This is a genomic window from Paenibacillus sp. NN59 (genome assembly GCF_057597225.1).
Genome location: NZ_CP199678.1, coordinates 765,395 through 784,180 on the forward strand (window position 1 = coordinate 765,395; position 18,786 = coordinate 784,180).

The 18,786-nt window shown below is 46.7% G+C and carries 17 protein-coding genes; 5 read left to right on the forward strand and 12 right to left on the reverse strand.

Annotated elements, in window-relative coordinates:
* Window positions 1-63: 63 nt before the first annotated feature.
* The 4 genes from ACT89M_RS03515 to ACT89M_RS03530 form a co-directional block, all read right to left on the reverse strand.
* Window positions 64-1,218 (reverse strand): Ger(x)C family spore germination protein, encoded by a 1,155-nt coding sequence (locus ACT89M_RS03515; protein ID WP_154891928.1) that lies wholly within the window; start codon window positions 1,216-1,218, stop codon window positions 64-66.
* Entirely contained in the window at window positions 1,218-2,693 is a 1,476-nt protein-coding gene (locus ACT89M_RS03520; RefSeq protein WP_090924543.1) for a spore germination protein, read from the reverse strand. The genes ACT89M_RS03515 and ACT89M_RS03520 overlap by 1 nt, the downstream gene beginning before the upstream one ends.
* Window positions 2,668-3,783 carry a GerAB/ArcD/ProY family transporter gene (locus ACT89M_RS03525; RefSeq protein WP_308723497.1) on the reverse strand — a complete coding sequence of 372 codons (1,116 nt, stop codon included), beginning with the start codon at window positions 3,781-3,783 and terminating at the stop codon, window positions 2,668-2,670. Before ACT89M_RS03525 ends, ACT89M_RS03520 begins: the two co-directional genes overlap by 26 nt.
* A 129-nt stretch (window positions 3,784-3,912) precedes the next feature.
* Window positions 3,913-4,848, reverse strand: a complete 936-nt coding sequence (locus ACT89M_RS03530) for a DMT family transporter (protein ID WP_154891934.1) — start codon at window positions 4,846-4,848, stop codon at window positions 3,913-3,915.
* Between the two features lie 189 nt (window positions 4,849-5,037).
* Between ACT89M_RS03530 and ACT89M_RS03535 the strand changes: the two genes are divergently transcribed.
* Window positions 5,038-6,399: an aminotransferase-like domain-containing protein gene (locus ACT89M_RS03535; RefSeq protein ID WP_487344997.1), complete on the forward strand. Its 1,362-nt coding sequence runs from the start codon at window positions 5,038-5,040 to the stop codon at window positions 6,397-6,399.
* Window positions 6,400-6,467: 68 nt separating this feature from the next.
* On the opposite strand, the gene ACT89M_RS03540 is transcribed toward ACT89M_RS03535, so the two are convergent.
* Window positions 6,468-7,784: a glutamate-1-semialdehyde 2,1-aminomutase gene (locus ACT89M_RS03540; RefSeq protein WP_154891938.1), complete on the reverse strand. Its 1,317-nt coding sequence runs from the start codon at window positions 7,782-7,784 to the stop codon at window positions 6,468-6,470.
* A gap of 185 nt (window positions 7,785-7,969) precedes the next feature.
* Window positions 7,970-9,010, reverse strand: a complete 1,041-nt coding sequence (locus ACT89M_RS03545; RefSeq protein ID WP_090924539.1) for an LCP family protein — start codon at window positions 9,008-9,010, stop codon at window positions 7,970-7,972.
* Between the two features lie 228 nt (window positions 9,011-9,238).
* Between ACT89M_RS03545 and ACT89M_RS03550 the strand changes: the two genes are divergently transcribed.
* The 4 genes from ACT89M_RS03550 (at window position 9,239) to bcp (ending at window position 12,405) form a co-directional block, all read left to right on the forward strand.
* Entirely contained in the window at window positions 9,239-10,285 is a 1,047-nt protein-coding gene (locus tag ACT89M_RS03550; protein ID WP_154891940.1) for an ABC transporter ATP-binding protein, read from the forward strand.
* Window position 10,286: 1 nt separating this feature from the next.
* On the forward strand, window positions 10,287-11,081 hold the full coding sequence (locus ACT89M_RS03555) for an ABC transporter permease (RefSeq protein WP_154891942.1): 795 nt from the start codon (window positions 10,287-10,289) through the stop codon (window positions 11,079-11,081).
* A gap of 4 nt (window positions 11,082-11,085) precedes the next feature.
* Window positions 11,086-11,871: an ABC transporter permease gene (locus tag ACT89M_RS03560; protein ID WP_308723498.1), complete on the forward strand. Its 786-nt coding sequence runs from the start codon at window positions 11,086-11,088 to the stop codon at window positions 11,869-11,871.
* Window positions 11,872-11,940: 69 nt separating this feature from the next.
* Window positions 11,941-12,405, forward strand: coding sequence for a thioredoxin-dependent thiol peroxidase (gene bcp / locus ACT89M_RS03565; RefSeq protein ID WP_308723499.1), 465 nt, complete (start codon window positions 11,941-11,943; stop codon window positions 12,403-12,405).
* Between the two features lie 113 nt (window positions 12,406-12,518).
* On the opposite strand, the gene ACT89M_RS03570 is transcribed toward bcp, so the two are convergent.
* The 6 genes from ACT89M_RS03570 to ACT89M_RS03595 form a co-directional block, all read right to left on the reverse strand.
* Window positions 12,519-13,643 carry a GerAB/ArcD/ProY family transporter gene (locus tag ACT89M_RS03570; RefSeq protein WP_308723500.1) on the reverse strand — a complete coding sequence of 375 codons (1,125 nt, stop codon included), beginning with the start codon at window positions 13,641-13,643 and terminating at the stop codon, window positions 12,519-12,521.
* Window positions 13,644-13,668: 25 nt separating this feature from the next.
* Window positions 13,669-14,778, reverse strand: a complete 1,110-nt coding sequence (locus ACT89M_RS03575; protein WP_308723501.1) for a GerAB/ArcD/ProY family transporter — start codon at window positions 14,776-14,778, stop codon at window positions 13,669-13,671.
* A gap of 19 nt (window positions 14,779-14,797) precedes the next feature.
* Window positions 14,798-15,034 (reverse strand): hypothetical protein, encoded by a 237-nt coding sequence (locus ACT89M_RS03580; protein WP_308723502.1) that lies wholly within the window; start codon window positions 15,032-15,034, stop codon window positions 14,798-14,800.
* A gap of 6 nt (window positions 15,035-15,040) precedes the next feature.
* A complete protein-coding gene (locus tag ACT89M_RS03585) occupies window positions 15,041-16,240 on the reverse strand; it encodes a Ger(x)C family spore germination protein (RefSeq protein WP_308723503.1) in 1,200 nt (399 codons plus the stop codon).
* A 20-nt stretch (window positions 16,241-16,260) separates the two neighbouring features.
* Window positions 16,261-17,775 carry a spore germination protein gene (locus ACT89M_RS03590; RefSeq protein ID WP_308723504.1) on the reverse strand — a complete coding sequence of 505 codons (1,515 nt, stop codon included), beginning with the start codon at window positions 17,773-17,775 and terminating at the stop codon, window positions 16,261-16,263.
* A 174-nt stretch (window positions 17,776-17,949) separates the two neighbouring features.
* On the reverse strand, window positions 17,950-18,606 hold the full coding sequence (locus tag ACT89M_RS03595; protein WP_308723505.1) for a DedA family protein: 657 nt from the start codon (window positions 18,604-18,606) through the stop codon (window positions 17,950-17,952).
* Window positions 18,607-18,786: the final 180 nt, after the last annotated feature.

Sequence of the window (18,786 nt, forward strand, 5' to 3'; positions counted from 1 at the left end):
GCACAGAAAGACCTGTAATCTGCACCTGGTTTGATGCCGGATTACAGGTCTTTACTCTTCGGTTTACTCCCCATATTTATACGTACTGGCATTCAGAATCTTCACGTCGACCTCAACTTTGTCGAGGCGAATACGAGCAAGGGGTTCTGCCCGCTGGGCAACCTCAGCTCTCCACCAATCGGGATGATGCCGGTAGAGATGCTCTACAAGACCGAATGAATCTACTTTGCGCGCTTTGGTTGTGGCAAATGAGCTTCGTATTTGAGCTTCCATCTGCTTGCCTGCCTCTTGCTCCATTACACGGGGAGAACGAAAAGAGCCATGATCCTCAGCAATGGTACCTTTCACCGAAGTGAACAGATCAAAGGTGATACCGCTAGCACTTTTTTTCGCCTTTATACGCGTTTTGGGTTTGTGAAGAGTCAATGTAAGGTCAGGAGTATTGCCATGCTTCCCATAAACATACAGCGGATATTGGTACACATGGTCATAATTCACGTAACGGGCGCCGTCTGCTTCGGCACCAGAGACTTTCCCCTGACTTTTTCCATTGCTCACGACGTAAAATCCATCCATTCGAATCAGCGGCGGGGTCTCTTCGCCGTTATGCCACGTCTGATTTTTAGTGGAAACGGAAGGCAGCAACACCACAGATGCAGGTTCTCTCAGACTATCAAGTAACTGATGCAGGCGAATGGGCTCATACCCGGAATGCTGCCTGTACAGTCTCATCGGTTCGAACAACTCAATCGTTTGAGCCGACTGGTTCAGGATCGCGGAGGGAGAGAGCAAAGTGGACAGATCTTGTTCTGTCACATAGATCCATGGTGTATATCGCAGTTGCCCGGAATGAAGTAACGTGTTAAAAACATCCTCCAGTCGCCCTTCCAACGCATTTTTGGATAGCACAATTGCTTTCACGTGAGTCCACAACGTTTGCTGCTGCGATGTCTCATACAGATTGTTGATTGCCATACTTAACGTTGTACCGGTACCTTTTCCGATCCATATTTGACTACCTTCTCTTGGTGTCGGCCCTTCCTGCTTTGCAATGCTGGAAAAATCGATTAACTGGGCGTATGTCGTATATTGATTATCCGCATAATCGATGCCAATGGCTGTAATAAAGTTAATGCTTTGCACTTCCTTGGAATCCCAGCATCCTGTCAGCAGCATGACACAAACCGCAACGATGCTACTTACGCAAGTCCATTTCATCAAGGTTTGTCCTTATGGCGGGTAGAATCCTGTGTGCGTAACACAGCTGGGCGTTTGGTGCGTGTCATGGAAGGTGGCATGGATACGGCCTGTGTGAAATCTCCCGGAATGTAAGGTGATACAGGGGAGAGGTAGGATACGCCGTAACACTCCAGAGATACGAGATGAACTAACAAGGCAAACAGAGCAACCATAAATCCGAATAACCCCAAGATCGAAGAAGCAATTAACATTCCGATGCGAACCTGGGATGTGGCTCCCCCCAGAACCGTATTCACCAGAATGTAGCTGGAGATGACGGAGATCGCTACCGTGACAATTATAGTGGGAGATGTAATCCCGGCACGAATGGCCGCATCCCCGATAATTAAGCCGCCGACTACGCTGACGGTCTGTCCCAACGCACGCGGTAGCCTTCTTCCAGCCTCATTGAACAGTTCAAACATAAAGATCATTAGGAAAGCTTCAAGCGTAACCGGCATGGGCAATCCCATCCGCGTTCCTGCGATCGTTGCGAGCAGGGGCAGTGGAATCTGCTCCAGATTAAAGCTGGTCAGACCGATGTAGAAGGCCGGAAAAAAACAGGCAATGAGCAGCCCGGCAATTCGTAATATCCGTTCAAAGGTCACGATGAAAAAGGGAGTGCTCTCGTCTTCAGGTGATTTTAACTGATTGAACAGTGTTGTCGGTGCGATGACGGCTACAGGTGACCCATCCGTGAGCACAGCAAAGCGTCCGTTAATTAAAGAGTCTGCGACATAGTCCGGACGTTCAGAATTATCTGTAAGCGGAAAGATGCTTCTCACGCCTCCCATGACCGCGCGTTCCATGATGGACGTGCCCATGATTCCGTCGACGTTAATCTGATTCAGATTGCTACGAGCAGTCTCTAGAATTTCGGGGTTAATAATATCTCTAACGTATAAGAGACCGATCGTTGTCTGTGTGCGATCTCCTTTTATGATTTTCTCATAACACATGGATGACGTTTTTAACCGTTTGCGAACCAGGGCGATGTTGGTGGATAGTTCTTCGGTGAAACCATCGCGCGGTCCTTTTACGGACGTCTCGATGGCAGACTCTTCTGGTGTGCGTCCCGGAATATTGGCAATATCCAGACTGCAAGCCTGTACACCATTTTCAAAAATAAGTAGAAGCTGCCCGCTAAACAGGAGCATGTTTATGTTTTGGAGATCGGAAATGTCATCTATGGGTTTCAGGGTTAGCCCAAGCTCCTTGGGTACAGCCTCTTCCATAATCAATGTATGTTTTTCTAACCGTGGAATGATGAACTGATTGATTTGTTTACTGTCCACCAGCCCGTCGCAATAGAGCAGAATGACAGAACGAACGGTCTCATCTTGGGCAGAAAACGTCTGGATAACCACATCCGCACAGGATTCAAAGTTTTTTCTCAGGGAGGCAAGCAGGTTCTCGTAGGATGTTGTGTCAATCGGGTGTTTCTCCTTCTCCATGGCGTTGTTTCCTCCTATGCTGGCGTGAATGGATGAAGGCAACGATTGTTGCCAGAACCGCAAATCCGCTCAGATACACGAGATTATATGGAAAGATGTAATCAACCAGAATCTTCGTGAAAGTAATATCATCCAGAGGGTACAGCATGGATAGAATAAAAAATATAGCCAAAGACGCACAAGTAACCATCCTTCTGGAAGTGCTCTTAATATTCCATATTTCTACCACAATATACATGGCCAGACTAATCCGGGTGAAAGAACCTGCGAGCCACTGATAGATGGAAAAGAAATCGGTCTGCGCAATATATTTGCCCAGGGAGGCAATGCGCCATTCTTCAAAAGCAGGGTATCTCATTTTGGCTGCTTCATAAGGGTCAAATTCTACGATCGCTCCAATGAGCGGACCTGTCGTTAAACCAACCATGATCAATGCAAGCATTAGATACTGCCATAGCTTGATACGTTTCGCGAGATGAGGCTGAATGTACCAGAGGAAAAGCAGTTCAAACATGCCTGCGAGACTGTAAATCATGCCCTGAAATACAGGTGACCATCCATGCTCCATCACAGGCAGAAGACGGTTGTAATCTTTATACTGGGAATTGACAATGGCGACGTAGAAGCCGAGCAACACAACTAATGGCAGGATCAGTCCTGCTGTGAAGGCGAGCGAACGCATACCCTTATAGGCAGCATATCCGCACAAAGCCATAAGTGCGATTGTTGTTGCGATCACAGGTGTTTCGGTCAGATAGTTCGTTTTGGCCCAAGTCGTGGTATCACGTAACGTAAAGTAGATGACGCATAGAAAAAAGAGACTGTTTCCCACCCGCAACAGAAAACCTACGGGTTTACCAAGATGGGAAGACAGCCAATCATGTAGAGTCTGATGTTGTAGAAAGCGTGACACGTAGGCCAGCATTAGTACAAAGATCACGAGTGGGCCGGTAGATAGCAAAACTGAGATCCATGAGTCCCTTTTGGCCGCACTCAGAAGGGCGGGAATAATTAATACATGGCTGATGAGGCCTACAGATAACATGATTAACATCATGGCTTGCAAGAACGAAGGTTGTGTACGCTTCATGCGGAGGAACTCCTTTTCAGAGTAGAGTATCCTCAGCAGTGTTAACGTGTTTGGGAAGCTTCATACAGGATCATCGCCTCAGGTACGTTAATCATCGTACCTTTTGCGGTATTTCTGGCTTGACGGGTATCATGCTTTAGCATGACTGACCAGCGCGCGTTTGCGACCGCTCATGTTGGTGCCAAGTACACCGATAATGATCAGGACTGCACCTACATAGTGATAACTCCGGACAGGTTCATGTAGAATCAGAGCCCCCCCAGCGATCGAGATGAGTGTAGACAGATTACTGAACACACTGACACGTGAAGCCTCCAGATGAGTCAGGGCGTAACTGGACAACAGGGTGGATACCATGGTAGATAAGATAGCCAGATAAGCGAGTGCGCCCAAGTAGGATAGATCTCCAAGCGGCTGAACATAATCAGCCATTGAGCCTGTGAATGCATGACGTATTAGTGCAATCGCATTAAACACAACACACCCTACCATTAAGGTCACCCAGGTCAGTTCCAGCGGTTTATATCGCCGAGTAAGTGGTCTGGCCAGTACCCCGTATCCTGCAAAACTGATGGCTGATAGAACCAGTAGCACAATGCCTTGCATATTACTCATCGACATGCCGCTACCTTTCATGGCAAAGATAAAGATGACGCCAGCGACAGAAAGCAGCAGAGACATTTTTTGTACAATAGACGTACGTTCCTTCAGAAAGACCGAGGCCAGAACAAGGGTGAACACAGGCACCATCGCCTGAATAATTCCCGCTTCCGAAGAATTGGAGGTTACCAGTCCGAAGGCTTGAAAGGCAAAGAAGAGTACGGGCGAGAGCAGTCCAAGCGGAATAATTCGCCACAGGTCGGCTAAACGGAGATTGATTTTAATCCAGCCGAACAGCACAGGAATGCTGACCACAATGAGTGACAGAGCAAAACGATGTGCAAGCACATCTAAGGGATGAGCAATGGTGACGGTCATTTTCACAAATAAAAAAGATAGTCCGATAATGGCAGCATATACAACAGATGCAATATAAGCATAGGTTCGGTTATGTGTAGTATTCATTCCTTTTACCTCCAGTAATGCGATATGAACTAGATTTACTGTTACCTATCAAGCGATGGAACATATTAGCCTTATTTAATATACTTCTACATCCGCTGTGCTACAATACGGAAAACAAACGATTGTACCGGTACAGTTTTGTGGATAAGGGGTGGAATGGTGAAAAAATATGAGGTAATCGCTCATGCATTGCAACAGTGGATACAGGAGCAAATGGTTCAGCAGGGAAGCCACCAGTGGGATGACAAAGGAATAAGGTTGCCAGCGGTTCGCCGTGTTGCGGAGCAATATCAATGCAGTGTGAGTACAGCGATTCGTGCGTATGAATGGTTGGAACAGCGACATTTGGTGTACGCCGTGCCCCAATCCGGTTATTATGCCGTTCAGAACGGCTTAGGTATACAGGATATGGATTGGCAAGAGCCGCTAGATTTTGCGTCCGCGGCTCCTGATCCAAGGGTATTTCCTTATGCGGATTTTCGGCATTGCGTGGAAGTGGCGATGAAACAGAAGCAAGATGAGCTTTTTTTATATGGCACGCAGCAAGGATTGCCCTCGCTGATTGAGCTATTACAGAAACAGTTTGCGGATTATCAGGTATTTGCGCGAGCGGAACAGTTTTTCATCACATCGGGTGTGCAGCAGGCGCTTGCGGCGCTGGCCTTGATGCCCTTTCCCGGTGGAAGAACCAAAGTCATGGTGGAACTGCCTACATATCACAACATGCCTACCTTGTTGAAGAGCTTGAACGTACCGATTGCTGGTGTACGAAGAACGTTTGGTGAAGGACTGGACTGGGATTCACTTGAACGCCAGTTTGCGGAGGGGGATATCAAGTTTTTCTATGTGATCCCACGGTTCCACAATCCGATCGGGACTTCCATGAAGGCGGCGGAAAAGAAGAGACTTCTTCGGTTAGCACAGCGATATGATGTTTATCTGGTCGAAGACGACTATCTGGCCGATTTGGAGGACAACGCGAGACAAGATCCTTTATGGGCTTATGATACACATGACCGCGTTATTTATCTGAAAAGTTATTCCAAGATTCTGTTCCCCGGGCTTCGTATGGGTGTAGCCGTAATGCCTTTGGCCTTGATCGCCTCTTTCGGTTCAATGAAAAGAATGCTGGATATCGACACCTCACTGTTATCTCAAGCTGCGCTTGAGGTGTACATTCATAGCGGAATGTTTGCCCACCATCGCAAAATCATTCGTAGCCGCTATGCCGCGCGGATGGAAGTTGTGCAAGAACAGCTGGAGGCTTATTCCGATTTCGAACCATTTCGTATTGCGCCACGAACCGGTGGGGAACATACCGCCCTCCCTTTGCCAGGGAATATACCTGTCCGTACCTTGCTGTCCCGTTTACAGAACCGCGGAATTATTGCTGATACAACAGAGCGATATTATCCCGAAGGAACGTACCGCGCATTTACGGATCAGATGTTGCGACTGAACATCTCTAATGTTCCGAAACAGCGTATTGCAGAGGGGATGCAGATCATCCGGGAGGAGATATTGAAGCTGCAGATCAGATCGACAACGTGAAGATAGACCAGCCTTTAATGGGCTGGTCTATCTTGAATTTTAAATGATGTTGCCGCCGGCTCCAACTCTTACTCCTGTGCCATTACTTTAAAAGAAGCTTCAGCCGCTTCAAGCGTGACAGCAATGTCTTCGTCCGTATGAGCGGTGGTCAGGAACCAAGCTTCATACTTCGAAGGAGCCAGATTGATGCCACGGTTTAACATGTGGCGGAAGAAGGACGCGAAGCGTTCGCCGTCCGTGTCTTGTGCATGATCATAATTCGTCACCGGATGATTGCAGAAATGCGTGGAGAACGCACCACGAATGCGGTTGATCGTCAGATCAATGCCATGACGGTCCGCGGAAGCTTGCAAGCCAGTGGTCAGATCGATGGCGAGACGTTCCATTTCTTCATATACGCCAGCACCTTGCAGTACTTCAAGACAAGCGATACCCGCCGAGATTGATGCCGGATTGCCTGCCATCGTTCCGGCCTGATACGCCGGGCCGAGTGGAGCAACCTGCTCCATGACATGTTTACGTCCGCCGTAGGCACCGATCGGCAAGCCGCCGCCAATGATTTTCCCAAGTGCAGTAAGGTCAGGTTCAATCTCCGCATGATTGTCCAATCCGGCATACGTCTGAGTGGAACCGTAGTGGAAACGGAAAGCGGTAATAACCTCGTCATAAATAACAAGTGAACCGTTCGCGCGTGTCATTGCACAGAGACCTTCCAGGAAACCTGGCTCTGGCATAACCATACCGAAGTTACCAACGATCGGCTCTACCATAACCGCGGCTACATCGTCACCCCAACGTTCGAGCGCTTCCTTCAGACCATCCAGGTCGTTGTATGGAACGGTAATGACTTCATGAGCAATACTGGTCGGAATACCTGCACTGTCGGGAATGCCAAGCGTAGACGGGCCTGAGCCTGCAGCGACCAGTACGAGATCGGAGTGACCATGATAACATCCGGCAAATTTCACGATTTTATTTCGTTTCGTATATGCCCGAGCTACGCGAATCGTCGTCATCACGGCCTCTGTACCGGAGTTCACAAAGCGAACCTTGTCCATGGACGGGATCGCTTCTTTCAGCATTTTGGCAAGCTTGATTTCAAGCTCCGTTGGCGTACCGTACAGGACACCATTTGCAGCAGCTTCCGTAATGGCTTTCGTAATATGAGGGTGGGCATGTCCAGTCACAATCGGTCCGTATGCCGCGAGATAGTCGATGTATTTGTTGTCGTCGACATCCCAGAAGTGAGCGCCTTGCGCTTTTTTCATAAAAACGGGTGCCCCGCCGCCCACCGCTTTGAATGAGCGAGAAGGGCTGTTTACGCCGCCTACAATATGTTCCAACGCTTCTGTATATAACAACTCCGAGTTCGTACGTGTATTCATGAGATAACTTCCTTTCGTAATTCCATTAGTTTAAACCAGCAAAACAATGGCATGATATGATTATTTTCGCATACTTTGGCGAACAGGCATAGCGAAAGGGCAGCATATAGGCTGCCCTTCTGAGAATGAATGAGATCATCGTTATTGTATATACCAAGTTAGCTCAGGCTATATTACCGGCCCATTTACTCTGCCGGTTGCTGTGTGTTCTTCTCATTACCGCTGGCGGTCTTGTCTTCTTTGGCTTTTTCGTCTTCCGTCTTGGCTGGTGGGTGAATGATGTCTTGAACATGCTGTTTTAATTTTTCTTCACTGGTTACCGACAAGACTTGTGCTCCCCCAGGAGTGCGTTCTTCTTTCAACAGGTTCATTGGTGGAACCTGCTCACTGCCATTCATACTGCTCTGGTAACCAAGCCCGCCCAGTTTCCACATGTCGGAAAGCGTCAGGTTGGTATCTACATACGGGCTAACTTGTTCCAGAATGGAAGGTAGTTTGGCAATCGTTGTTGTGGACTGCATTTTGGCCGTCACGGCTTTGAGCAGCTCCCGCTGACGTTCCGAACGTGCGAAGTCGGACATCGCATCATGACGGAAACGAACATACATCAAGGCTGTTTTGCCATCGAGATGTTGGTAGCCTTTTTTCAGATCAATATCGTACTCGTTGTTGTCGGCTTTACTCACATAATGCATGTCCTTCTCGACATCAAAGTCTACACCGCCAACCGCGTCAACCAGTTTGATGAATCCCTGGAAATCGGTATACACATAATATTGAACAGGGATACCGAGCAAGTCACTTGCGGCTTCCATCGCTACGTTCGGACCGTGGGTAATCGCGGTGTTAATTCGATCTTTACCATATCCGTCGATATTGATGTAAGTGTCCCGCAGAATGGAGAAGAGATTGATTTTTTTGGTCAGCGGGTCAAGTGATACCACCATCATGCTGTCGGAACGTGGCACTTCACCCTTTTTCAGACCGCGGGCATCAACACCCATAACCAATATGTTCACGGTCTCGGTACCTTCCCATTTCGGAGGGTCGGGTGTCTTCACTTTCTCTACATTTTCAATATTGGCAAATGGCGAATCCTCGCCTTTTTTCTGCAATCCATCCAACTGATTAAGAATAGAACCGAAATAGTAGGCCACTGCCCCTCCAACAATTAACACGAAGGCGGCAAGAGAGATCCATAGGGTTCTCTTCGTCTTTCTGGTCATGCTAGCGCTCCTTTGTATTTGAGATAAAAAATAAACGATTTCAGTACATGTAAAGTTACGTTGAGTTAGCGTATAAGTCGAAGCTTTCCGTTCGCTTCCCCTCCGAAGCTCAAGGCAGAGGAGGCCACTTCGAACTATTTTTTAAAGCTTGCTGAATTTTGACTGTTACTATTATAATTTCTTTTTGGGCTACAAGCAATTTCAACAAAATCCAAGTGAGGTATAAACATGCTGGCGATTGATGTAAAAGATTTGCGAAAGTCGTTTAACGTCCAGAAAAGCCGCGGTGGGCTGAAGGGCGCGTTTCAGGATCTGTTCAAACGTCAATACCAGGAAGTATTGGCTGTGAATGATATTTCATTTCAGATACCGCAAGGTGAAATCTGCGGATATATTGGAGAGAACGGTGCCGGCAAATCAACAACGATCAAGATGTTGACCGGCATTTTGGTGCCTACATCCGGGCATTTATCGGTAGGTGGGTATGTTCCGTATCAGGAACGGGAGAAGTTTGTCAAAAATATTGGTGTAGTGTTTGGACAACGTAGCCAGTTATGGTGGGATATCGGTGTTATTGAATCTTTTCATCTCCTACGCAAAGTATATCGTGTAGGAGAACAGGACTTCCGCAAACGGCTGGACGAGCTGGTTGAGCGTTTGCAATTGCAGGAGTTGCTGAGTCGCCCGGTGCGTAAACTCAGTCTCGGTCAGCGGATGCGCTGTGAACTGGTGGCGGCCTTGCTGCACAATCCAGGCATTGTGTTTCTGGATGAGCCGACCATTGGTCTGGATATCGTGGTAAAGTCGGAAATCCGCGAGTTCCTGAAAGACATGAATGAGCAACATGGTACAACCATCCTGCTTACGACACATGACTTGCAGGATATCGAAGCCTTATGTTCGCGAGTCATCATGTTAGATGCGGGAAGTATCATCTATGATGGAGGTCTGGATCATCTCAAGTCCCAGTGGGGCACAGAGCGTGAGGTTCGGTTCAAATTCGGTACAGGTCATACGATGAATCAGATGCAGGAATGGACAGCGGCGATGCCCGTGCGGTGGACCGTGGAGAACGAATTGTCGGCCTCCGTGTGGATTCCGCTGGAACTGAACGTTTCGGATGTTCTGGCACGTGTGGTCGGTCAGGCAGATATTACGGATATTCAGATCATTGAGACCAACACGGATGAGATTGTGCGTAGTATCTACCAGTCCGGTTCGGCTGAGCGCCCGGAGATTGTGTCGGCAGATAAAGAAGCGGTAGGTGCTACCTAAGATGAACAGTGCATTTATCGATTTCATGCGTATTCGTTTTCTGACGATGCTCGCGTATCGAGTGAATTATTATTCCGGCATTTTGATATATACGCTGAATATTGGCGTGTATTACTTTACGTGGCAAGCTATTTATGGAAGCAGCGGAGAGATTGGCGGTTTTACGGCAGCACAGATGACAACGTATGTTGCTGTCTCTTGGATGGCGCGTGCGTTTTACTTTAACAATCTGGACCGGGAGATTGCCGCCGACATTCGGGATGGCTCCATTGCGATTCAGTTTATTCGGCCGATTAACTACGTGATGGTCAAAATGATGCAGGGGCTTGGCGAAGGTATTTTCCGCTTCTTGTTGCTCATGATTCCGGGTATGATTATTGCCATCGTGCTGTTCCCGGTGGAACTGCCAACAGCGCCTTCGGCGTGGATCGGTTTTCTCGTCATGCTGTTCTTCAGTTTCATCATTAATTCCCAGATTAATGTCATTACGGGACTGGCCGCGTTTTTTGTGGAAAATAACGAAGGCATGATGCGTATGAAACGTGTGGTCGTTGATCTGTTTTCGGGCCTGATCATTCCGATCAGTTTGTATCCGGACTGGTTGTCCACGATCATGAAGGTATTGCCGTTTCAGGCGATCACGTATCTGCCCGGCTCGGTTTTCACTGGCAGAGTGGAAGGTACAGGCATCTGGAATGTGCTCGGGATTCAGGTGCTCTGGTTTGTCCTGCTACTTATACCCATGGTGCTAATCTGGCGGCAGGCGCGCAAGCGTCTGTTCGTGCAAGGGGGATAAGCGAATGTACTATATGGGTCTAATCTGGGAATATCTGAAAAATTACATGAAGACACGTCTGACGTACCGCGCCGACTTCTGGGTAGAGATTATCTCGGATCTGCTGTTTCAGGCGACCAATCTGATCTTTATCTTTGTCGTTTTCCGGCATACCGACAACCTTGGCGGTTGGAGTGAGGCGGAAGTATTATTTGTTTACGGGTACTTTATGGTGCCATACGGCATTTTTAGCTGTTTTATCAACCTGTGGGGGTTCAGCGAGCGTTACATTGTCAAAGGTGAGATGGATCGCATTCTGACAAGACCGGCACACAACCTGTTTCAGATTCTGCTGGAAAATGTAGACCCGCCCTCTCTCGTAGGTTCGTTCATCGGGTTAATCATCATGACCATCAGTGGAGCAGAGATGGGGCTCGTACTGGAATGGTGGCACATCCCTGCATTGATGATATTGGCATTAAGTTCAGTGCTAATCTATGCGGGCATCTATACCACATTGACGTCACTATCCTTTTACTCGGATGCGCCGACAGGTATTTTGCCGCTGATGTACAATATTCAAGGATATGGACGTTATCCGGTAACGATCTATAACAGAGCCATTCAGGTGTTGCTCACCTGGATCATCCCGTTTGCCTTTGTCGGCATCTATCCGGCAGCGCTGTTCCTTGATCGAGCTGAGATGCATCGGATGGCTTTGCTCACTCCAGTTATGGGGCTGGTCTTTGCAACGATTGGGCTTACCCTGTGGAACTTCGGTGTGAAGCGGTATCGGGGAGCGGGGTCATGACCTGCTTACAGGATTACATCACGCAAATCTGAAGAATCATATAACTTGAATTCCAAGGAGGACATGAAAATGACTTTAGCAGAAGGTGTACAAGTTCCGGATTTTGAACTGCCATCAAGCACAGGTGAGTCTGTGAAGCTGTCTGATTTTCGCGGCAAGCGAGTTCTGATTTACTTTTATCCGAAAGATATGACCTCGTCTTGCACGCAACAAGCCTGTGACTTTCGGGATCGACATGAGGATTTTCAAGGGCTGAATACAGTCATCCTGGGGATCAGCACTGATCCGATGAAGCAACATGACAAGTTTATTGCCAAATACGGACTGCCTTTTATCCTGTTATCGGATGAGGAGCACACGGTTGCGGAGCAGTTTGGTGCGTGGCAGCTGAAGAAGATGTACGGCAAGGAGTACATGGGCATTGTGCGTTCCACCTTCCTGCTGGATGAAGAGGGCAAGCTGATCAAACAATGGACGAAGGTACGTGTGAAGGGACATATCGAAGAGGCATTGGAGACGGTAAAAGGGCTGTAATCCATCGGTTCCGATCTTGTGAAAATAAAACGAGCCATGCACGAAGCGTGTATGGTCAAAAATAATAAACAGGCTACATCTATGGACACCACTTCCATTGAGATGTAGCCTGTTTATTTCTGCGAAAGAGTACTTGCATTATTACGTTGTTTAAATCGATTTTTCATAAGGTGAATCAGTAGTAGGAAAGCTGGAATGACAATACTGACCGTAAAATCCCAATCGAACCAGGCGTACATGATGCCGAGGGTGTAGAAGAGGACATCCGGCGAAATCACAATAGCCATACCGAATAATAAGAGCATCGTTGGCAGAATTAACGGCTGGTAAGATTTGAGACGACACAGTTGTGCAAGTCCAAGAATGAATCCAAACGTGTATAGCGAAGTTTTAAAGTAAGTAGACACGAGCCAAGCTGTCGAAGAGATGGCTTCGATTCGTTGAACGAAGCCGCCAATGTTAATCTTTTGTGCAAGAATATACGATACATAAATATTATGCTCTGTCAGTTCAACCCCAAGTACAAGTAGCGAGGTAAGGAGAATGAGGGTTAGCATGATTCCTGCAAGTAATGCGGCTAATAACAGGTCTCGCCGCTTATGCACGCCGTGAGTAATATAGGGGTAAATCATGGTGATGATAATGAGTTCTCCATATGAAGCTGTAGCCCCTCGAACGCTCCCGCTTATAAATGAAAACAGGGGAGTATCAAAGAAAGGCTGGATGTTCGAAACTTCCATTTTGGGAAGCAAACAAAGCATTAGGATAATCAAGCTGATCATAACAAAGGGGGCCAGAATCTCTGCCATTTTACCGAACGTGCCCAATCCTTTCAGTGCGGACCAACCTAGGGTTATAACAAAAAGAAGAATGATAGCCCGAATGGGGGTATGGAGATAAACCTGAGTTGTCATAAAATCTCCGACTTCACGGATACATATAGCTGAACCCATCAGAAAATAAAACAGATATGCGACAGCCAAAATTGCACCTATCCATTTACCAAGTGCTTTGGAACAGATCTCGATGAGTGTAAGTCCGGGGTAAGCTTGATGTAGCTTATAGGAAAGCCATAAGATGGACATGCCGATTCCTTGGGAGACGATCGAGCAGATCCAAGCATCCTGTCTTCCAGCGTAAGTAAGTAATGTCGGGTAGATTAGCATCATATCTCCGATCATGCACACAAAGGCAAGGACTGCAAATTGCCGCACGGTAAGTCTCTCTTTGATGAGCATGATCTGTAGCCTCCTTCGATTATCTTTAAGTTCTGCCTTTATTGAATAATAATTTGGACTTGATTTGATGAATGATTAACAGCAGGACAGGTAAGACCAGACTCACCGTTAAATCCCACTCCAGCCAATAGGGAATGACCGTTGTGTTAAAAAAAACGATATTGGGTGTCACAAGGTTAGATAGCGCATATACAATCAGTACGCATGGCAGAATGAGAAAATGGTAGCTCTTGAGGCGAAAAAGTTCAGCGATACCAAGAACAAAGGCATATAGATATACGGTGGATTTAAAATAGGTGGAAATCAGCCAGGACGAGGCCATGAGCACTTCAATTCGTTGAAAGAAGTTGGCTATATTGATTTTTTGGGATAATACAAATGAACCAAAGATCGTGTGCTGTGTTAGAAAAAGTCCCATAACGAGCATGGAGATCGTCACCAGAATAGCCATGAGCAGATTGCCAAATCCGGCAGATATCATAAGATCACGAGTACGATGGGCTTGTTGATTTGCATAGGGGAGGATCATCAGAATGGGAAGGGCTTCACCAACCGGATAGATAAAACCGATCACAATCCCATGCGTAAACTGGCTGAAGGTGGTGTCCGTAAAGGGTACAAGCTGGTTTAATTGTACCTGGGGCAACAAAAAGACCACTAAAATAAACATAAAAGTAGTAATAATAGGTACGAGTATTTCACTGCTTCGACCAATATTCTCTAGTCCGTTATATAGAGCCCAACCGATGGGGATTACAAAAATAAGAAGTACAGCCCGAATGGGGGTATACAAAAAAATCTGACTGGTCATGAAATCACCAACGACCCGTGATTGTGCTGCAGAGCTAAAAATAAAATACATCAGGTAGAACAGGGCTAACACCGTACCTGGCCAAAATCCAAGGATTTTGCGAAATACGCCTATCAAATTTTCATTGGGATATGTGTCTGCAAGTTTGACGAAAAGATACATCAACCCCATGCCAAGAGGAACACCGATTAAGGCATAAAGCCAAGCATTTTGCCCCGAAAAGGTTGCGATAACCGAGGGGTAGATCATCATCATGTCACCGGCAATGATCAAAATGGTCAAGATACATAATTGTCTAATGCCAAGGCGACCTTGTTCCAGCATGTTGTCAACTCCCTTTTGGCTAGCTCCCTGTAATATAGGCCAGTAATTGATTCACGGGTTTGTAAATCCAGATGATAATGTATAGCGGGCTTGGAAACTCCCATAGATTCACCGCGACAATACCAAAAAAGATGCTTGTCAGCAGTAAACAGGAATAGACGGTGACTTCTTTCCATTCCTTCTTTTTCCATAATTTGGGTAGATCAATCACCCCCATCAGGCACCCGACAATGACAACTGCAATCGTTAGCAGCAAGCGTGCTCACTCCTTGGCTTTTTTATTAAATGAATTATCCAACGTCCCTATACGACGGATCTGTACGTTTGCTTCATATGTGACGTCTAAATTTTGAAAGTACTTATCCCAGTTCTTTTCTTCTCTTTTGTAGATTTTCGGATATTTATGATAGATGTCTTGTCCAAAACCGAAGATGTCCACTTTATATTTGCTACGAACGAGACTTACTGTACCTTTCATCAGTTCGATAATCCGATCCTGTGCCAGTTGCTCCAATTGCTTGATGGCTTCCATGGAACCGATCTCCATCTCACAATCTACGGAACCAATGACAGAGACCGTGTTCACTTTCAGACTGATTTGAGGTTCGCCCCGCACCATTTTGACTTTGTGATCCGTGGAGGTACGCAATGTTTTTAGTGTGACATAACCCCCTTTTGGACATTGGGTGGGGCCAATCGTTGTTTTCACGTTGTCACGAATATAGTTGTAGCCTTTAGAGTCATCCTGATTCAGCCAACCGATCAATTTGTCTTTTTGAAACACGCTGAGACCAGCGAATTGAAGAGTAGCCGGAGGTTCGATACTCTGGACATTTTTGGTCTCACCGCTTTTCTCTTGATCTCCAATAAGCTCAATACCAGTAATAACAGGGGACATGCTGGGTGTGAGAATATACTGCATCAGCTTGTCACTGGTCACGGTTGTCGTTGGAGCCCAGCTTTTAGCAGAAATATCGAGTGCATTGAACAGTTTTTCTGACGGAAGATTTTCTAGTGGTGTGAGTACGTTCAAAATGTTAGAGGCCGTTGTTTTACGAGCTACCATTACATAATAGTCCGGACGCACGTCAGGCTCTCTCAAAAGAGCTTCGATCACATCATATATACCGTTTTTGCGTGCAAATTCTTCTCCGAAAACCAACACCCGGATATGAGCCATAAAAATGGCACGAGGGCTTGTCTGGGTAAGCTTCTGAATAGCCTCCAGCAGTGTACGAGCGCTGGCTTGATATTGGGTAACGGGTGTTCCATTGCCGCCTTGACCTTTGGCGACTTCACGAGGCACAACAACCTGTGCACTAACCCTGATCTGGTCACCGTCTCGATCTACACCCAGACCCAGCATAATCCCGAGTTGATTCAGCTCCTGGCGATCCCAACACCCGCTTAGTAACGGCAGTATAACGATGAGGGATAGCATGATACGTAAACATTTCATCATAACCTTTTCTCCTGCCTTCACTAACGCTTATTTTTTTTACGTTTCTGCCTCGTTACGTTGGAAGTGCCGTTTGATAATGGGCGAGTTCTCATATGTGACCAGGGAACACGGAACAGCGTATCTTTCAGATCATTCTGAATGAAGGGCGCAAAAGGAGACATGTAAGAGATCCCAAAAGAGCGCAAGCTGCAAAGGTGAGTCAGCGTAATGAGCAGCAGAATCAAAATGCCATAGAAACCAAACGCTGCCGCTGCTATCATCAGAATAAAACGCAAAATACGAACCGAAATAGATAATCCGTTCTCCGGAATGACATAGCTGGAAATGGCAGTGATAGAAACAATAATAACCATCGCTGCAGACACAACGCCTGCCTCTACCGCGGCCTGCCCGATAACAAGTGTGCCTACGATGGATACGGCCTGTCCGACCGTTCTCGGAATTCGAATGCCTGCTTCTCGCAAAATTTCGTAGGTCAGTTCCATCAGAACGGCTTCAATAAAAGCTGGAAAGGGGACACCTTCCCGTTGTGCAGCCAGACTGATCAACAAGGTGGTTGGTAACATCTCCTGATGAAATGTCGAAATAGCGATATAAAAGGATGGAGCTAGCATGGCGATCAGAAACGATAAATAGCGTAGCAAGCGAACAAGAGAGCTGATGTCGGCACGCTGATAATAATCTTCAGGAGATTGAAAAAAGTGCATGAATAATGCAGGCACAAGCAGTACAAAGGGTGTACCGTCTATAATGATTGCAACACGTCCTTCGAGCAGTGCTGCAGAAACCGTATCTGGACGTTCGCTATTGTAAACTGTCGGAAAGATTGTCGTGGTTTTGTCCTGAATCAGTTCTTCGATGTACCCGCTCTCCAGAATACTATCGATATCAATTTCATCCAGCCGTCTGCGGAGCTCATCAACAACATCTTCGTTGACCGTATGTTCGAGAAATACTATTGATACACGAGTTTTGGTGACACGCCCAATTTCACGCTCCTCGATCCAAAGCTGCGGGTCACGAATCCGCTTGCGAATCAGTGCGGTATTCGTACGCAAATTTTCCGTAAAACCTTCCATTGGACCACGCACAACGGTCTGGGAAACGGGTTCACCTACAGGACGGTCTTCCCAACCGGCAGCGCCGATTTTGAGTCCCCGAGTAGAGCCATCCAGCAGCAGAATGGCTTCACCGGCCAGCATCGCTTTCAACACATCATCCATGTCATCAATGAACAGTACTTCGCTAGCGGTAAGAACATCGTTCTGAAGGTAACTCAGGTGTTCATTGTCCGCTGAGAAATCAGGCAGGTTGCGCTCTTGCATCAAGGGTTGCAGGACAGCCTGATTGATCAACTGCGTATCGACGAGCCCATCAATGTATAACAGCATCGAAGGCCATTTGTGCAGGCTTTGTAATGGACGGATCATCAAGTCATTGCTATTTCCCATCATCTTTTTGCAATAAGCAATATTATCAGCCAGATTCGGATGAATGGCATGCGTTTCGTGTGCAATTTGAGTATCTGTAGCCATCCATTTCTCCCCCTCAAACATCCTTTATTTGCAAGTAGTATGACCGGGAGTGTTTTAGTTTATGAAAAAAATATGAATGAAAGGATATTTGGTCTTCATATCCCAATAAAAGCAAACAAAAAGAAGCCGTATGTTCACGGCTTCTATATTTATAAAGTGGAGATGGACTCATCATTAGTCTGCATTTTGTTTTTGACGCTGACGAGCAGGGGAATGCTTGTGACGGGAACGAGCGAACAAGGCGTTGCGGTAACGATAGACGATGCCAGCAATCACAAGCAATGCAACTAGGGCAAGAATGTATGCTGTATATTGATGGGCGAGTGTGAATACAGCGCTCCAGCTAGGACCGAACACCTTACCGATCCCAAGGAATAACACAACCCAGAACAAGGCTCCAGAGTAAGCATATAGGGCGAATTTGCGAAACGGAATTGCAGCAATACCAGAGAAATACCCTGTGAAATGACGAACACCGGGAATGAAATATCCGATAAAAATCAGACCGTATCCATACTTAGCAAACCATTTTTGCGTTTTGTCCAGCTTGTCCGGTTTAAGTAAAAACCATCTTCCATACTTCACAATAAAAGGTAGACCGGCTTTGGCTCCGATGAAATACGTAATAGTCATGCCAATCGTTGTCCCGAGAAACGCTAAGACGACAAGTGTACCGAAATCAAGCTGACCTCTGTAGGACAAATAACCCGCATATGCCATCGTCGTTTCGCCTGGGAAGGGAAGTGCAATAAACTCCAGTAGCAGGCCGAAGAACAATACACTGTATCCGTAAGACCCAAATAGCTGCTGGACCTTCTCAAGTAATTCCAATAGATTCACACTCCTGATGGTGTCATATGAATCAGGCTTTAGAAGTAGATGGTTGCCCGTTTCATGTTCGTTATTTCCTAATGCTACCGAATTGCTGATTAAGAATCAATGATCCCATATCGAAGCCAAGGTTATTTGTTGCAAAATAATAGATAAAATGATGTCTTTTTTGCGATCTGC

What these genes read in the sequence shown, in the direction of transcription:
- ACT89M_RS03515 (WP_154891928.1), bottom strand. Translation starts at nt 1,218, where the DNA reads ATGAAATGGACTTGCGTAAGTAGCATCGTTGCGGTTTGTGTCATGCTG.
- ACT89M_RS03520 (WP_090924543.1), bottom strand. Translation starts at nt 2,693, where the DNA reads ATGGAGAAGGAGAAACACCCGATTGACACAACATCCTACGAGAACCTG.
- ACT89M_RS03525 (WP_308723497.1), bottom strand. Translation starts at nt 3,783, where the DNA reads ATGAAGCGTACACAACCTTCGTTCTTGCAAGCCATGATGTTAATCATG.
- ACT89M_RS03530 (WP_154891934.1), bottom strand. Translation starts at nt 4,848, where the DNA reads ATGAATACTACACATAACCGAACCTATGCTTATATTGCATCTGTTGTA.
- ACT89M_RS03540 (WP_154891938.1), bottom strand. Translation starts at nt 7,784, where the DNA reads ATGAATACACGTACGAACTCGGAGTTGTTATATACAGAAGCGTTGGAA.
- ACT89M_RS03545 (WP_090924539.1), bottom strand. Translation starts at nt 9,010, where the DNA reads ATGACCAGAAAGACGAAGAGAACCCTATGGATCTCTCTTGCCGCCTTC.
- ACT89M_RS03550 (WP_154891940.1), top strand. Translation starts at nt 9,239, where the DNA reads ATGCTGGCGATTGATGTAAAAGATTTGCGAAAGTCGTTTAACGTCCAG.
- ACT89M_RS03555 (WP_154891942.1), top strand. Translation starts at nt 10,287, where the DNA reads ATGAACAGTGCATTTATCGATTTCATGCGTATTCGTTTTCTGACGATG.
- ACT89M_RS03560 (WP_308723498.1), top strand. Translation starts at nt 11,086, where the DNA reads ATGTACTATATGGGTCTAATCTGGGAATATCTGAAAAATTACATGAAG.
- bcp (WP_308723499.1), top strand. Translation starts at nt 11,941, where the DNA reads ATGACTTTAGCAGAAGGTGTACAAGTTCCGGATTTTGAACTGCCATCA.
- ACT89M_RS03570 (WP_308723500.1), bottom strand. Translation starts at nt 13,643, where the DNA reads ATGCTCATCAAAGAGAGACTTACCGTGCGGCAATTTGCAGTCCTTGCC.
- ACT89M_RS03575 (WP_308723501.1), bottom strand. Translation starts at nt 14,778, where the DNA reads ATGCTGGAACAAGGTCGCCTTGGCATTAGACAATTATGTATCTTGACC.
- ACT89M_RS03585 (WP_308723503.1), bottom strand. Translation starts at nt 16,240, where the DNA reads ATGATGAAATGTTTACGTATCATGCTATCCCTCATCGTTATACTGCCG.
- ACT89M_RS03590 (WP_308723504.1), bottom strand. Translation starts at nt 17,775, where the DNA reads ATGGCTACAGATACTCAAATTGCACACGAAACGCATGCCATTCATCCG.